18 protein-coding genes are annotated in these 14,876 nt (G+C 58.7%); 11 read left to right on the forward strand and 7 right to left on the reverse strand.

Annotation, left to right across the window (positions count from 1 at the left end):
• Positions 1 to 82 precede the first annotated feature (82 nt).
• Positions 83 to 289, forward strand: a complete 207-nt coding sequence (locus AZH53_RS08250; protein WP_319643036.1) for a hypothetical protein — start codon at positions 83 to 85, stop codon at positions 287 to 289.
• A 273-nt stretch (positions 290 to 562) separates the two neighbouring features.
• Here the strand turns inward: AZH53_RS08250 and purM are convergent, their stop codons facing one another.
• Positions 563 to 1,564: a phosphoribosylformylglycinamidine cyclo-ligase gene (gene purM, locus AZH53_RS08255; RefSeq protein ID WP_319643037.1), complete on the reverse strand. Its 1,002-nt coding sequence runs from the start codon at positions 1,562 to 1,564 to the stop codon at positions 563 to 565.
• Positions 1,561 to 2,958: an aspartate kinase gene (locus AZH53_RS08260; protein ID WP_454557336.1), complete on the reverse strand. Its 1,398-nt coding sequence runs from the start codon at positions 2,956 to 2,958 to the stop codon at positions 1,561 to 1,563. The genes purM and AZH53_RS08260 overlap by 4 nt, the downstream gene beginning before the upstream one ends.
• Positions 2,959 to 3,016: 58 nt before the next feature.
• Between AZH53_RS08260 and tfrA the strand changes: the two genes are divergently transcribed.
• Positions 3,017 to 4,645 carry a fumarate reductase (CoM/CoB) subunit TfrA gene (gene tfrA / locus AZH53_RS08265; protein ID WP_319643038.1) on the forward strand — a complete coding sequence of 543 codons (1,629 nt, stop codon included), beginning with the start codon at positions 3,017 to 3,019 and terminating at the stop codon, positions 4,643 to 4,645.
• Positions 4,642 to 6,105: a fumarate reductase (CoM/CoB) subunit TfrB gene (gene tfrB, locus AZH53_RS08270; protein WP_319643039.1), complete on the forward strand. Its 1,464-nt coding sequence runs from the start codon at positions 4,642 to 4,644 to the stop codon at positions 6,103 to 6,105. Before tfrA ends, tfrB begins: the two co-directional genes overlap by 4 nt.
• A 91-nt stretch (positions 6,106 to 6,196) precedes the next feature.
• Here tfrB and AZH53_RS08275 read toward each other — a convergent pair whose 3' ends face one another.
• The 3 genes from AZH53_RS08275 to AZH53_RS08285 all read right to left on the reverse strand — a co-directional run bounded on the left by AZH53_RS08275 (position 6,197) and on the right by AZH53_RS08285 (position 8,666).
• Entirely contained in the window at positions 6,197 to 6,799 is a 603-nt protein-coding gene (locus AZH53_RS08275) for a HEAT repeat domain-containing protein (RefSeq protein ID WP_319643040.1), read from the reverse strand.
• Positions 6,800 to 6,945: 146 nt separating this feature from the next.
• Entirely contained in the window at positions 6,946 to 8,103 is a 1,158-nt protein-coding gene (locus tag AZH53_RS08280) for an FAD-dependent oxidoreductase (protein WP_319643041.1), read from the reverse strand.
• 62 nt (positions 8,104 to 8,165) lie between these two features.
• Positions 8,166 to 8,666 (reverse strand): rubrerythrin family protein, encoded by a 501-nt coding sequence (locus tag AZH53_RS08285; protein WP_319643042.1) that lies wholly within the window; start codon positions 8,664 to 8,666, stop codon positions 8,166 to 8,168.
• A 140-nt stretch (positions 8,667 to 8,806) separates the two neighbouring features.
• Here AZH53_RS08285 and radC point away from each other — a divergent pair, with 140 nt between their 5' ends.
• Positions 8,807 to 9,472 carry a RadC family protein gene (gene radC / locus AZH53_RS08290; protein WP_319643043.1) on the forward strand — a complete coding sequence of 222 codons (666 nt, stop codon included), beginning with the start codon at positions 8,807 to 8,809 and terminating at the stop codon, positions 9,470 to 9,472.
• Between the two features lie 55 nt (positions 9,473 to 9,527).
• Here radC and AZH53_RS08295 read toward each other — a convergent pair whose 3' ends face one another.
• Positions 9,528 to 10,307, reverse strand: a complete 780-nt coding sequence (locus tag AZH53_RS08295) for a TrmB family transcriptional regulator (RefSeq protein ID WP_319643044.1) — start codon at positions 10,305 to 10,307, stop codon at positions 9,528 to 9,530.
• 84 nt (positions 10,308 to 10,391) lie between these two features.
• On the opposite strand from AZH53_RS08295, the gene AZH53_RS08300 reads away from it, so the two are divergent.
• On the forward strand, positions 10,392 to 10,853 hold the full coding sequence (locus AZH53_RS08300) for a hypothetical protein (protein ID WP_319643045.1): 462 nt from the start codon (positions 10,392 to 10,394) through the stop codon (positions 10,851 to 10,853).
• Positions 10,854 to 11,057: 204 nt separating this feature from the next.
• On the opposite strand, the gene AZH53_RS08305 is transcribed toward AZH53_RS08300, so the two are convergent.
• Positions 11,058 to 11,666: a flavodoxin family protein gene (locus tag AZH53_RS08305; protein WP_319643046.1), complete on the reverse strand. Its 609-nt coding sequence runs from the start codon at positions 11,664 to 11,666 to the stop codon at positions 11,058 to 11,060.
• Positions 11,667 to 11,848: 182 nt separating this feature from the next.
• Here AZH53_RS08305 and AZH53_RS08310 point away from each other — a divergent pair, with 182 nt between their 5' ends.
• The 6 genes from AZH53_RS08310 (at position 11,849) to AZH53_RS08335 (ending at position 14,401) form a co-directional block, all read left to right on the forward strand.
• Complete coding sequence (locus AZH53_RS08310; RefSeq protein ID WP_319643047.1) at positions 11,849 to 12,067, forward strand: zinc ribbon-containing protein; 219 nt, start codon at positions 11,849 to 11,851, stop codon at positions 12,065 to 12,067.
• Between the two features lie 70 nt (positions 12,068 to 12,137).
• On the forward strand, positions 12,138 to 12,263 hold the full coding sequence (locus AZH53_RS08315) for a desulfoferrodoxin FeS4 iron-binding domain-containing protein (protein WP_319643048.1): 126 nt from the start codon (positions 12,138 to 12,140) through the stop codon (positions 12,261 to 12,263).
• A gap of 5 nt (positions 12,264 to 12,268) precedes the next feature.
• The gene (locus tag AZH53_RS08320; RefSeq protein WP_319643049.1) at positions 12,269 to 12,610 is read left to right on the forward strand and encodes a carboxymuconolactone decarboxylase family protein; all 342 of its coding nucleotides are present in this window, start codon (positions 12,269 to 12,271) and stop codon (positions 12,608 to 12,610) included.
• A gap of 173 nt (positions 12,611 to 12,783) precedes the next feature.
• On the forward strand, positions 12,784 to 13,452 hold the full coding sequence (locus AZH53_RS08325) for a peroxiredoxin (protein WP_319643050.1): 669 nt from the start codon (positions 12,784 to 12,786) through the stop codon (positions 13,450 to 13,452).
• Positions 13,453 to 13,566: 114 nt separating this feature from the next.
• The gene (locus tag AZH53_RS08330) at positions 13,567 to 14,157 is read left to right on the forward strand and encodes a DUF1670 domain-containing protein (protein WP_319643051.1); all 591 of its coding nucleotides are present in this window, start codon (positions 13,567 to 13,569) and stop codon (positions 14,155 to 14,157) included.
• The gene (locus tag AZH53_RS08335; RefSeq protein WP_319643052.1) at positions 14,138 to 14,401 is read left to right on the forward strand and encodes a hypothetical protein; all 264 of its coding nucleotides are present in this window, start codon (positions 14,138 to 14,140) and stop codon (positions 14,399 to 14,401) included. The genes AZH53_RS08330 and AZH53_RS08335 overlap by 20 nt, the downstream gene beginning before the upstream one ends.
• The last annotated feature ends 475 nt before the right edge of the window (positions 14,402 to 14,876 follow it).

Below are 14,876 nucleotides of genomic sequence, written 5' to 3' on the forward strand. Positions count from 1 at the left end.
GGTAGCGCCGACCCCTCCGGTAGATATATATCCTCCTATGCGGATTCCCGGTCAATCACCAACAGGAGGTGGTAGCAAACAAATGGGTTACCGATGGAACAACAGGATAGATGTGGATGAGGCTGTCGTCGTATTGATGAACTCTCTGGAAAAGGACGGCAGTATTCCCGGATGGCTTTCAAAAACGATAAACCAGTCAATTAAGGACTCAGACGCCGATTATGGGAAATATTTCTTTGAAGAAGTCCGGCAGCACGCACCCGCTGCACTCAAGTATTTCGAAGAATAATCCCCGATGGGAAGACCAAATAATAATTCCACACCCGCAATAACACATACTGGGGACCACGCCTCATATCGGTGGACAGACACACCAATCACCTTGATGAGACCATTGCCTCCGGAGTCGCCACCCAGGCTCCGGAAATGGTTCCCCCTTTTTGGAATGATTTGCCGAAAGAGACCCTGTCGTCTTCGGAGACGGGCCGGTAGACGAAACACGCGTCAGGAGATACGGAAGGCCTCCACCTGATGTCGTTGTCTGATTATCGGGATGAAGAGATCAGGAGATCTCTTCGCCGCGGAGGCGCACCCCGGGCTTCTCCGTGATTTGTCCGACGACCCGTGCCTCCGGAACAAGGTCAAGGACAGCCGCAACACTCGCTTCGGGAACGATGAAACAGTAACCCATTCCCATATTGAAGGTCCGGTACATCTCGTTCTCTGACACGTTTCCGACGGTCGCCATCCACTCGAAGATGGGCAGGGGTGGCAGCGGGTCGGTGATCTCGTATCCCCATGGACCGAGACGGCGCAGGTTCAGGAGGCCGCCGCCGGTGATGTGGCACATACCGTGCACCTCACAGGCGGCCGTGACCTTCAGGACCTCGGCGTAGATGCGGGTCGGGGTGAGAAGCTCCTCGCCGAGGGTCCGGCCCCACGGCATCTCCTGATCGAAGTCACCATACGTCTCGACGAGTTTGCGGGCGAGGGTGTAGCCGTTCGAATGAATACCCGTCGAGGGGACGCCGATGATCACGTCTCCCGGTGCGATCGCGGCACCGGTGATGATCCGCTCCCTCTTCTGCACCCCGAGGCAGGTGCCGGCGACGTCGAGGCCGGTCACCATGCCCTTCAGGGTCGCCGTCTCGCCACCGATGATCGTCATGTTCGCGAGCCGTGCCCCCTCATTGAGCCCGGCACCGACCTGCTTCATCTTCTCCACGTCGAGTGCGTCGGTCGCCACGTAGTCGACGAAGGCGACCGGCTCCATGTTCATTACGTAGAGGTCGTTTACGTTCATCGCGATGCAGTCGATCCCGATGGTGGACCAGTCCTCCATCCGGTCGGCGACGAGCATCTTCGTCCCCACGCCGTCGACCGCAAGGGCGAGAACCATATCCCCGAACTCGATGAGCCCTGCAAAATGCCCGGACTCGGATGCCGGGGCAAAGTCCCCTTCGCGCCGGTAGGTGAGACGGGAGACGAGCGCCCGGACCGCCTCCGCCTCGAGGTCGATATCAACGCCCGCATCGCGGTAGGTGTGGCCCGCGGGAGCCGTCATTCGTCCTCCTCCGAGAGGCCGAACTCATCGTGCAGCACGCGAACGGCACGCGGGCCGTCGTTCTGCTTGACGACGAAGGAGATGTTCACCTCGCTCGACCCCTGCGAGATCATCATGAGGTTGATGCAGGCATTTCCAAGGGCGGTGAAGATCCGGCCCGAGATGCCGGGGGTCCCCGCCATCCCGACCCCGACGACGGCAACCGCGACCACATCACGGTCGTGGGTGACGTCCTGGATGTATCCCTTCTCCATCACATCGTTCAGGGCGACGAGGGCGACCTTCAGGTGCTCGTCATCGACGATGAGGGAGATGTTCGCCTCGCTCGACCCCTGCGAGATCATCATGATATTGACGTCGTACTCGGCAAGGGCGGTAAAGATCGCCCGTGCCACGCCGGGGCGGCCGATCATCTGCGCACCGGTGATGTTGATCAAGGAGACCTTCTCGATGTAGGTGATCGCCTTGACGACCCGGCGGTCGTGATACTCGGTATCGACGACGCAGCTGCCGGGACCTGCCGGGGAGAAGGTGTTCTTCACCCTGATGGGGATGCCCTTGACCATGGCGGGTTCGATTGAGCGCGGGTGCAGGACCTTTGCCCCGAAGTAGGAGAGCTCCATCGCCTCGAGGTAGGAGACGTCGGGGAGGACGCGGGCATCATCGATGATCCGCGGGTCCGAGGTCATCACGCCGTCGACGTCGGTCCAGATCCAGATCTCGTCCGCCTCGACGGCGGCCCCGACGATCGCCGCCGAGTAGTCGGATCCGCTCCGGCCGAGGGTTGTCACGATGCCGTCGGCGGTGCACCCCATGTATCCCATGACGACCGGAACATATTCCGAGAGAAGCGGAACGATGCGGCTTTTTATCTTGTTCTCGCTCTCCGGGAGGACCTGTGCGCAGCCGTGCTGGCCGTTGGTGAGAATCCCCGCCTCACAGCCGTTCATCGGCCGGGAGGCGATGCCCGCTTCACGCAGCGCAGCGGAGACGATGACCGCCGAGAGGCGCTCTCCGAAGGAGATGATATAATCGCGTGAGCGGGCGGTGAGCTCACGCAGGTTGTAGACGGAGGTGAGAATGGTCCGCAGGTTGTCGAGACGGCTGTCGATCTCCGGCATCACGCTCCCGAATTCCCCGGGCGCAACTCCCCGCAGTACCTTTTCATGGCGGGACCGCATCGAGGCGATAAAGGTCTCGATCGGCGGTTCGTCCCGCGCTGTTTCCACCTCTGCTGCAATGGCGTGGAGCTGATCAGTGACGCCGGACATCGCTGACACTACCACCACCAGTTCGTTGCCGGTTGACCGGTAATGCGAAAGAATCTTCACAACACGGCCGATGCAGTCCTCATCGGCGACAGAAGTGCCGCCGAATTTCATCAAAAGCCTCATTCTGGCTCACACACCCAGCTATTTCTTTATGTAAGTCTACCGCATAATGGATAATATCATGCCTGGAGATGATGTGGTGGACTGCCATGTGCTGGTCATAGGCTCGGGCGGCGCAGGATGCCGTGCGGCACTGGAGGCACAACAGTACGGAGAAACCGTGCTTCTCTCCCGGACGCTGACCGGCAAGGGAGGATGTACAATAATGGCCGAGGGCGGGTACAACGCCGTCCTCAACGAAAACGATTCATGCCTGCTCCATTTTGAGGATACGCTCCGGGGCGGGGCATACCTCAACGACCCAGAGCTTGCCGACGTGCTGGTGACCGAATCGCCGGACCGCTTCTTCGACCTTGCCCGGTGGGGGTCCGTCTTCGACGTCGCCGAGGACTTCGTCGCCGCCCAGCGGCCCTTCGGCGGCCAGCGGTTCAACCGGACCTGTTATGCAAGCGACCGTTCCGGGCACGAGATCATGGCAACGCTCGTCGAACAGGTGCGAAACTCCGACATCATCCAGATCCAGGAAGAAGCCGCAATAGAACTCCTGATGGAGGACGGAAGAGCCGCAGGGGCGTTCACCCTTGATACCACCGGTACCCCGAACGTCATCCGGGCCGATGCGGTGGTGCTTGCCACCGGCGGCGGAACGCAGGTCTACGACATCTCCACGAACTGTGCCGCCGGAACGGGAGACGGCTTTGCCATCGGATGGCGGGCCGGCGCCGAGCTCATCGACATGGAGATGGTCCAGTTCCACCCGACGGGTGCGGTCTATCCCCCCGATGCACGGGGGCGACTGATCACCGAGGCAGTACGCGGGGAAGGCGGCGTGCTGAAAAACAGGGATGGCGAGCGGTTCATGGCCCGCTACGATCCCGAGAGAATGGAACTATCCACCCGCGATGTGGTCTCACGGTCCATTGAAACCGAGATTCTCGAGGGGCGGGGCAGTCCGCACGGTGGCGTCTACCTCGATGTCTCGCACCTGCCGGCCGCTTTGATCGAGGAGCGCCTCCCCATCATGCTCGAACAGTACCTCAAATTCGGTGTGGACATCCGGACCGAACCGATGGAGGTCGCCCCCACGGCTCACCACATCATGGGCGGCCTGCGCATCACCCCTGCATGTGAGACAACCATCCCGTACCTCTATGCCTGCGGCGAGGTGACCGGGGGCGTCCACGGCGCAAACCGTCTCGGCGGCAACGCGCTCGCCGATACACAGGTATTCGGAAAACGGGCCGGCGAAGGTGCAGGGAAGTCCCCCGTCCGGGAGAAGGCGGACTATGCCGCCCAGCTGGCCGGTCAGGAGAAGCGGCTCTCGCGATTTGCCGAGGGAACCACCCCGCCGCACGAGATCGTCTCGGCCCTGAAACGGACGATGTGGAACGGCGTCGGCATCTTCCGGACAAAAGAGAGACTGCTTGCCGCACAGGAGGAAGTTGTTCGCCTCAGGACCCTTGTTCCACGTGCCTACGGCCCGCAGGGATACCTCGAGTGCTGCACGGTAGAGAACATGCTCTGCCTTGCCTCGCTCATCATCCGCGGTGCCCTCATCCGCGAGGAGTCCCGCGGCGCCCATGTGCGAAAGGACATCACGCAGGACTGGACCCCCGAGACCTCCCCCTTCGGTCATACCGTTCTGAGAGGAGATACCTGCCTTATCGAGAGGAAGGGAGGTGCCGCATGAAGACGCTCACCTTCACCATTGCGAGATTCGATCCGTCCGCCGACGACACCCCCCGCTTCGAGGAGTACACCGTGGAGGTGAACGACGGCGCCCGCATCCTGCACGCCCTGCATGCGGTCCGGGATACGATCGACCCGACGCTTGCCTACCGCTACTGCTGCGGGTCGGGGCAGTGCGGGAGCTGTGCGGTCCGCGTCGACGGCGAACCGGTCCTCGCCTGTATGGAGGAGGCGACGGACGGCATGGTCGTCGAGGCGCTCAACCTCCCCCTTGAACGCGACCTGAAGGTGGAGATGACAAGCTACCTTCTCGAGATGGAGGGTCTTGTTCCCACGGATGAGACGCGCCTCCTGACCCGTGCCGAGAACGAGGCCCTCAAACCCCTGCGGGACTGTATCGAGTGCCTCGCCTGTGTCTCGGAGTGCCCCGCCCTGCAGGTGGCTGAGTTTACCGGGCCGACGGCGATGCGACAGGAGATGCGCATCGCCCTTGACCCCCGCGATGACCGCGACCGCGTCGAGCGAAACGTTGCCGACGGACTCTTCACCTGCACGACCTGCCAGCGCTGCGTGCAGGTCTGCCCGAAGGACATCAAAATCCCCGGGAAGGCCATCGAAAAGCTGCGGGAATTCGCGAACCGGGAAGGCCTCACCCTCCCGAAGCACCAGGAGGTCGCCCTCCTCGTCCAGCGGACCGGGAGGTCGGTGGAGCGCATCAAGCCGACCTTCATGGAGCAGGTCCCCGATGTCATCGAACCGGAGGGCGAGGTAAAAAGAGAGGTCGCCTTCTTTGTGGGGTGCATGTACAACGGCCGGCTTCCCGAGACGGCCCTCGACATGATCGAGGTGATGCGGCGAAACGGCTACCGCATCCACATCCCGAAAGACCAGGTCTGCTGCGGATCGCCCCTGATTAGAACGGGCCAGACGTGGATTCTCGACGAGTTGAAGCACACGAACATCCTGGCGTTCGAGAAGACCGGCTGCGATGTGGTGATGACGATGTGCGCCGGGTGCGGCTCAACCCTCAAGAACGATTACGTGACGCCCTTCACGGTCAAGGACGTCAACGAGCTCCTCACCGAGGACGGATTCGAGGCGCCGGAGTCACTCCCCCTCCGCGTCACCTACCACGATCCCTGCCACCTCTACCGCGGCCAGGCCGTCCACGACCCCCCTCGCGAGATACTCAGGAAGCTCGTGAAAGAATTCATAGAGATGCCGGCCCGGTGCTGCGGAGCGGGCGGCGGTGTCCGGTCCGGTCTCCCCGACGAGGCGGCCGATCTCGGCCGTGAGCGTGGCGAGGCAATTGCAAAGACCGGCGCCGAGATGGTCGTCACCTCCTGCCCGTTCTGCGAGTTCCATATCGCCGAGCACACCGACAAACCGGTGATCAATATCACGACCCTTCTCAGGAAGGGATATGCGAAGAAGGACGAGGAGAAGGGCAAAAAAGAATGAGCCGGGCCCTCAATGTACCGCGTAGGGACAAGGGCATAAATACGAAAAAAATCAGGGAAGCAGGAGAGGGTGCTGTCCCGCAGCCGGGGGCCTAGTCCGCCCCTTCCTCCCCGCTCGTCACATTGATCCCGCCACTTTGCAGCTGGGCCGTATACTGCAGCGAGAGAAGAAGCGCATCGGCCTCGGCCTTATCGTCCGCATCACCGCTGATGAGTCTCCCCTCGAGGAAGGGGACGGCCGTCTCGCCCATCCGTACGATGACCTCTTTTGCGCCGGTCTTTGTCGCTGCGTTGCCCTCCATCACGCCGTCCCAGACGGCAGGAAGGGCAACCGTGCCCATCCCCACGAGCGTTCCCTTTGCGACGAGAACCGTATCCTCATCGGGATTGTCAAGGGCGTCCACCAGCGGGGCCGCCGCCGGTTCCCCTATCTGGGTGAGGATAAAGGCGCCGTAGATGCGGGTCTTGTTGTCGCCCGAAGCAAAGGAGGCGATGATAGGCTGCACCGCCGGTTCACCAATGGCGGTGAGCGTATTGATGGCGGCAAGCTCCTTCTCCTGGTCCCCGGAGGAGAGGTCTGCGATCGCCCCGGTGATCTCGGCATCCTCTTCGGGAGTGCCTGTGCACCCGGCGATGCATACCGCCAGACAGAGGGCGGCCGTAAGGAGCAGATAGCCGTGTGTGGTGCTCTTCATATACCAGAATGATTGGCCCGGCAGACCAAAAAAGATGACGCGGTCCGATACGAAGCCCCGTCACCGCGATGAGCGTGAGGCGGGAGAAACCGGTGGACCGACGATGGACATCGGTGGGGAAAACAGGAGAGAAAAAAGAGGAGCGCCTACCCGAGGCGTCCCAGGTACTCGTAGGCCTCGAGCGCCGCCTTTGCCCCCTCACCGGATGCTACGATGATCTGCTTGGCCTTCACCGCCGTGACGTCTCCCGCCGCAAAGACCCCCTCCTGCGACGTGTGGCAGTTGATATCGACCACGATCTCGCCATGGTCGGTCAGGTCCACGAACCCGTCCAGAAACGCATTGTTCGGCTCGTGGCCGATGGCAAGGAAGAGACCCTCGACGGGGAGCGTCTGCTCCTCCCCCGTATCGCGCTCCGTCACCGTGATGCCCTTCAGGAGGCTCTCCCCGGAAAGCCCCGTGACCACATAGTTCTGGAGGATGGTGAGATTCTTCAGCCCCTTCAGCTGCGAGGTATAGACCTCGTCGGCCCGTATCTTCGATCGAACGATAAGGAAGACGGACCGGGCAATCGGGCTCATCTCGATCGCCGTGGTGAGGGCATAGTTCCCCCCTCCGACAATAGCGACGTCCTTCCCGCGGAAGAGCGGTCCGTCGCAGGTCGAACAGACACTCTCGCCTCTGCCGATATACTTCTGCTCGTCCGGCAGGCCGAGCCAGCGGGGTTTCGCGCCCGAGGTGATGACAAGTGCCCGGCCTGCAAACTCCTGGTCCGAGGCGGTCTTCACCGCAAAGGTCCCGTCATCGCGTTTTTGGACCGAGGATACCGAATCGAGCTCGATTGCGATGCCTTCCTCCCGGACCTTCTCCTCGAACCGGTCCATCAGCTCGGCCCCGGTCACCAGCCGGAATCCCATATAGTTCTCGATGGACCACGACTCCAGCGCCTGCCCCCCGATATTCTCGGTCACCACGAGAACCGAGAGCATCTTGCGTGCCCCGTACATCGCCGCCGTCAGGCCAGCCGGTCCGCCGCCGATGATGAGGAGATCATACACGTCCCGGCGCCCTCCTTCGCCAAAAATCTCGTTGAATCGCGCCGCATCGAACCCGACGATCACCTCACCGTCAACAATGGTCACCGGCACGCCATACTGCCCTGACTTCTCCACCATCTCGGCGGCCGCAGCAGTGTCCGTACCGACATCGATCTCCTCATACTCCACGCCATGTTTCTGGAAAAACGCCTTTGTGAGGCGGCAGTACTGGCAGTTTGCCGTCGTATAGATTGTGACCTTTGGCATGCTCTTTTCTCCTGCACATCTGCTCTGTCAATGTCGTCAAAAGGGAGACGGAAATACCCGCCCTACTTTATGAGGATGAACTTCGGACCCGGCACCCCGCAGATCGGGCAGTGTTCGGGGGGTTCGTCCAGAACGACATTCCCACAGTACGGGCAGACATAGACCTCCTTTCCATCAAGGTCCTTTCCTTCCTTCACGGCAGCAAGCGCCGCAGCATAGATACCCGCGTGGACCTTCTCCGCCTTCATCGCATGGGTGAAGATGTCGATAGGGGCCGTGACACCCTCCTCCTCTGCCTCCTTGATGAAGCCGGGATACATCGCCTCGTACTCCTCGGTCTCCCCGCTCACCGCGGCAGAGAGGTTCTCCTCCGTCGTCCCGATCGCCTTGAGAGCGATGAGAAGCCTGCGTGCGTGGATGGCCTCCGCCTCGGAGGCCGCACGGAAGATCCGCGCCACAAGAGGGAAGCCTTCGGAATCCGCCTGCTGTGCAAAGTTCGCATACTTCCGGTTCGCCTGTGATTCTCCGGCAAACGCCGCCCATGCATTCTCTTCGGTTGTCATGGTCTGTCAACTCCTATAGTCCCGTATAAAGGAGGTAATATTATTAAAGCCTCCGTTCGGATCAGAAGAATTCATTCTGCCATCCCTATTCCTTTATCGTCCCGTTTTGCCTACTATCAGATATTCAGGTGGATATTATTGTGAGAATAAAACCATTGCGCGATTTTCACGACATAGACAAGCCAAGAGAGAGGATCAAATCCGGGAAAATCAGTGCTCTCAAGGAACGGGATCTCATCGCTGCCATCATCGGACGGGGGGTCCCCGGACATGATGTCAATGCAATTGCGACTGATATCTACCACCTTCTGGAGAAGAGAGGCGCGAAAGTGTCCCATGACGAGCTTATGGAAATACCAGGAGTTGGGGAGACGAAGGCAGCCCAGATCCTCGCCGCCTTCGAACTTGCCCGGCGATATTTCGACCAGGAGGGCAGGCGGATCACCACCCCCGCCGATGTCGCTCTCATGACGAGGGATATCGCAAAAAAACAACAGGAACACTTCGAAACCTTCACGCTCGACGGCGCGGGACAGGTCATCGATCGCCACCCAATCACCAAAGGTATTCTCAACCACAGCCCTGTCCATCCACGGGAGGTCTTCGCGCCGGCTATCGAAGAACGGGCTGCATCGATAATCCTCGTCCATAATCACCCGTCGGGCAACCCCGAACCCTCATCCGCAGACATCGAGATCACCCGGATGCTGAAGGAGGCAGGTGATCTCCTCGGAATCGAGGTCCTCGATCATGTCATCGTAACCAGCAAGGACTTTGTCTCGCTGAAGGAGCGGGGGCTGCTTTGAAGGGTAGGGAAACGTAGGGGGATAAGGCGAGATTCGGTCCCCCATCGTACCCTTATCAGAAAATATCTTCCCCGCACCCGATCTCCGGGTCAAAGGCGACAATAAACGACCGCATCATGAACGCGAGTTCGGGGGCCATGATGACCGTCGCAACATCCCCGCCACTCGCCTGTTCGAGGATGAGGGCTTCCTTGCCGTCCGCAAAGAGGAGAAAGCCCGGACGGGAGAGATGGTTGGCCCGTGAAATATGAGTCCTTTTCATCTTGGCGAAGTATTGCCGGAGCCTCTCGTTCGGGACATGCACCTCCAACGGAAGCCCCTCTCCACGGTCCTCTTCACTGAGAGAGACGACGGAGACGCGAATCCGCTTCTCCGCTGCCTGTATCTCCTTCATGAAGGGAAAGAGGGTGGAAGAGTCTAAAAAGAAGATGATGACCTCTTTTTTTGCATTCTCCACCATCGACCGGATACGCCGGTTGATGCCCCATTCGCTGTGAATTGACCAGAAAGGAAGCGGGTGTCCGGTCTCGATTCTCAGTGATTTCAGGTAGGCAAGGGAGCCGTCCACCCTCTCATTCAGTTTCGCCTTCAGGGTTCCGACTACGAGGTCCGGATCCTCCGCCCGGTAGTACGTGGGCGATCCCTTCTGCACCGTCACGTACCCCTTCTCCGAAAGGGCCTTTAGAACGGAGTAGATTCGGCCGTGCGGCACGCCGGAGATATCATGGACTTCCCGTGCCGTTCCCATGCCTAGGCCCACAAGGGAGGTATACGCCTTCGCCTCGTACTCGGTGAACCCGAGCATGACCAGAGATTCAATGACCCCTTTTTGCATTACAACTGTGTTAGTTGTAATTAATTTAATACCTTGCCTTCCGAATACGTACCTGCCATAACCGTACAGGAATCCAAGAAGACCATGGACCAAACCAAAGATCTGAAAACAGCGCCATTTATCGATACATGGCAAATCTGGGAAGAATCAGGGATTGTACCCGAGCCCGCCTGGCTTCTCGCCGTCGAGTGCCTCCACCGGCACGCGATGAAGGAACCGGAAGCGGACCTGCACCCTGCAGCGCTTTTCGGCATGTATGATATCGTTCAGATGGCAGCATCATTGCCCGGATTCCGTGTCCGGGACCGGGACCGGATGCTCACCTATGCACGCCTCTGCGGGATCGACGTGTCGGGCTGTTCGAACCACGAGATTGCTCTCCGAATCACAGGGATCATCTTGGGCGATTATGGCGTTCAACTATCTGATATCCATGACCTGATCCCGCCCGTTCCCTTCGAAGAAGGTCAGAAGTTACTCCGCTCTTCGGGCCGATACACCATTCCGTCCGAACGTAATACCAACCCATCAGGAATCACATCATAAATCATTCACCGAAAGGGTGAAAACTGACAGATACGCCCGGAACCTGTTTCATTCACACCAAAACCGGGGCAGGGCACCCCGTCATGAGGCCCTCCCTGTCGTCCACCTCCACACATGACATAGGGAGAGCCTTCCGGGCAAAAATTTGATTTTCGATGACGGGGAACGGTCCAGCACCATACCCCCTCTCCGTCGTCGATTAAGCTACTTTTTTTCCATATCGCTTCGAATCAGCGTGCACATCTCGTACGATTTGGTATAGGCATCGCGCATCACCTCGGGTTTTGTCGTGATATCGATGATCTCATCCATATTGTTCTGGAGCACCTCCCCCCAGTATTTGATATCGAGGATATCGCAGAAGCATTGCACCGTCGTCCGCAGGCCGTCGAAGTCATGGTCGATATTCTGCCCTCCAATCGAAAGGAGAAGAGCCCTCCGGTGCTTCTTCCTTGCCGGGTCGGCGAGCGGCTCCTTTCTGAAATATTTGGCCATGAAATAGACCTGAAAGCGGTCCATGAACGATTTCAGGGCGCCGGGAACGCCCATCGTCATTACCGGCGTTGCGACGATCATCCCGTCGATGGTCCGGAACGTATCAAAATAAGGCGTCACATCATCCTCGATGGCGCAGGTCTCATGGTCCTGGCAGTAGAGAATTTCCATGCAGGGTTTGAACTTCAGGTGAGGTACATCGACGACCTCCACCTCGCATCCTGCGTCCTGTGCTCCCCTGACGGCTTCGGCGAGAAGTTTGCCGGTATTTCCCTTCGGCCGGGGGCTGCCCATCAGCGCGATAATCTTCGGTGCCATGAGAGGGTATTGGCCGATGAAATAATTATAGATATACCCATTTCTCCTCCATTCCCTTCATACCGCCACTATTGGCGACAGCCTTTCCCCCGTGTACAGAGGAGGTGCAAATAAACCCAAACCCGGCCCGACCAAAGAAATATATAGGTATCTCTGTAATTAGGGGACTGAGGGAATCGACTATGACAGAAAGCCCCAAGAGAGTGAAAGCCGGCGAGAAGGTGGGTCCCGGCAAGTACGTGTGTGTTGATTGTGGTCTTGAGTTTGCCGTCGACGAAGCCGACAAGGATCTCAGGCCATGCCCGTCATGCGCCTGCGAGATGTATGACTGCTTCCCGATGACACACATCCGGGAGGATGTCAAGACACCGGAAGACGCCCGGCACCCGCCGAAGCGCTGAAGGGACAGAACAGGTGCCTCCCCCGAAGAGGGGGAGACAGGAATAACCAATCCGAAGAGAGGTGGTATGTATGGTAAATGTTTCGGAAGAAGGACAGGTATACGAATGTGAGATCTGTGGTAATGTGGTGAAGGTTGTCACCGTCGGCGGCGGGGAACTCGTCTGCTGCGGCGAACCGATGTCACTGCAGGAGTAGGAAAAATGGACAAGCAACTCAGAGACCTTGAGGAGAATATCGGTAAGGTGCCGATGATCCTCAAGAAATGGGCCGAAGAAGACCCCGAGATGGAGAAGTTCGTCCTTGCCCTCGACAAGGGGGTATGGGGTGACGGCGCCCTATCCAAGCAGACCAAAAAGATCATCGCCATCTGTGTGGCAGCCGCCATGCGCGACCGTCATGCCGTCCGTGCCCAGGCAGCAGGTGCATCCGCCCTCGGCGTCAACTATGACGAGGTCGAGGAGGCACTCAGGGTTACCTTTCTCCTTGCTGGAATGCCTGCCTACACCTACGGCAGGACCGCAATCGACGACTTCATGAAATAATCCACCTCTTCCACCTTTTGTGGGGGAGGGGAGGTGATTTTTCGATGATCCGCACCCGTCGAGCGGAGCATTCAACGATGTCCCGGGCGTGGTGAGAAAACAGCCCCTTGCCGGGCAGCAGATATTACCAAATATTTCACAGAAGACTGGAAATCCATATCAAAGGAGGAACCATGTGCGACGACGAAGAAATGTATGAGGACTATTATGAGCAGAGGAGCCTTCCGATCCTTGGAGAGGAGGCACCTGCCTTTGAGGCCGTCACGACGCACGGGCCAAAAAAACTGGAGGATTACCGGGGGCAGTGGGTCGTCCTCTTTTCCCATCCCGCAGACTTTACCCCAGTCTGCACGACGGAATTTATGGCTTTTGCAGGGGCCTTTGACGAACTGAAATCGCTCAATGCACAGCTTATCGGACTCTCCATCGACTCCGTGCACTCCCATATCGCATGGGTGCGCAATATCGAGGAGAAGTTTGGGGTACGAATTCCGTTCCCGGTGATCGCCGATCTCGATATGAACGTGGCACGGATGTACGGAATGATTCATCCCGGCCAGAGTACGACCGCGGCCGTTCGGGCGGTATTCTTCATCGACCCCGAGGGAATCATGAGGGCGATGATCTATTATCCGCTCTCCAATGGCCGCTACATCCCCGAGATCGTCCGGCTGGTCCGGGCGCTGCAGATGACCGACGAGAAGGGCGTCGCCACCCCCGCCAACTGGCAGCCGGGCGACAAAGTCGTCGTTCCGCCGCCGGCTACCCAGGAAGCGGCGGAAAAACGACTCAAAGAAGGGTTTGAATGCAGGGACTGGTATCTCTGCTTCCGGGAGCCCTGACCCGACACCCTTTTTTTCCCGGTTTGCCCGCACCCCGGCACCGTATTATTGACACGACATATGTCGTGGGGTTTATCGTCTCATGCATCCAATCACCTCAGTAATGCGGGGAGTATGCCACCATTGACCAATGACTTCAGTGCGCTGAAGAATGCGTGGCTGAAGACCAAGGAACATCAGTTGCTCCGCCTGCTTGAGGAGGAGTACGGTTTTGACCGTCCGGTCTGCCGGTCGCTGGTGCACCTGATGCACGAATTTGCCGAGGAGTACTACGGGTGGCAGCGGGGGGATCAGCAGATCATCTATCAGGCCGTGGATCTACGGGAATCGTCCGGCAGAACGATGGATGACCTCGCAACCATTCCGGTGAAACTGACCGTCTCCCACCCCGACGATGCGGATGTACTGAGGGAAGAGGGACTCAGCGGCCTTCGCCGATATAAACTCCTTCGCCTCGCAAACGAGTCATATGACCAGGGAGGACTTCTCACCCAGGCCGATATTGCCCTCCTCCTGACCACTTCCCTGCGCACCATCCAGCGCGATGTGAAGGAGATGCGCCGTTCCGGCATATTCGTCCCCACCCGTGGATGGGTGCAGGAGATGGGTCACATGCCGACGCTGTATACCCGCTGCATCCGCTGTTATCTGGAGGGGGACGGACCCTCCGAGGTTGCAATACGGATTGGAAACTGCCGAACATAATGTCAAAAAAGCGTATCGTCTCTTCGCAGACACCATCGTCCTCTATGCCCGGGGCTATAATTCGGACCAGATCCTCGATATTACCGGTCTGCCCCCGAGGGTTGCCGGGGAATTCCTCATCCTGTACGAAACATTCGGCCGCGGCAAGGGCAGTCGCCTGGACGAACTGTTCTCTTCCTATACCCCCGGCATCACCCAGCGCCCTGTCCGCGTGGAGCGCGCACCTGAACGACATATGGCATAAAGAAAACGGATGCGGCATTCCCCGTCCCCCCATTGGAGCCTGAATTATACCCTGTACTGACCAATTGGTATAATTCAAAGATTATTTTGTATTTTTACGATTCTCCGCCAGATTATCAGATATCTTCATTCGTAGTCATACGAACATTCAGGCAACCATTATATACTGGGTAGAACAAGTATAGGATGACAAATGTCGTGTCACTCCCATCCCGGTTGAAACCGGCACACCGGTGGGAGATGCACGCGGGAAATGTCCCCTACATCATGCCGGATACCCGGCACCGGACCCGCTGCGGCGGGAGAAAGGGTGGAACTGTGTCCCGAAAGCAGGACGGACTGGGAAGGCAAACAGTATGCAATTCCCGACACATTATCGCTTACCAAATCGGGACCTTCGTTCGAATTCCCGGAATCATTCCAATTCAATCGAGGTAAATGGAAGGTTCTGCGAGATTTTGAACATTGGGGGAATC

The sequence above is a fragment of the Methanovulcanius yangii genome (assembly GCF_018687785.1).
Classification (GTDB): domain Archaea; phylum Halobacteriota; class Methanomicrobia; order Methanomicrobiales; family Methanomicrobiaceae; genus Methanovulcanius; species Methanovulcanius yangii.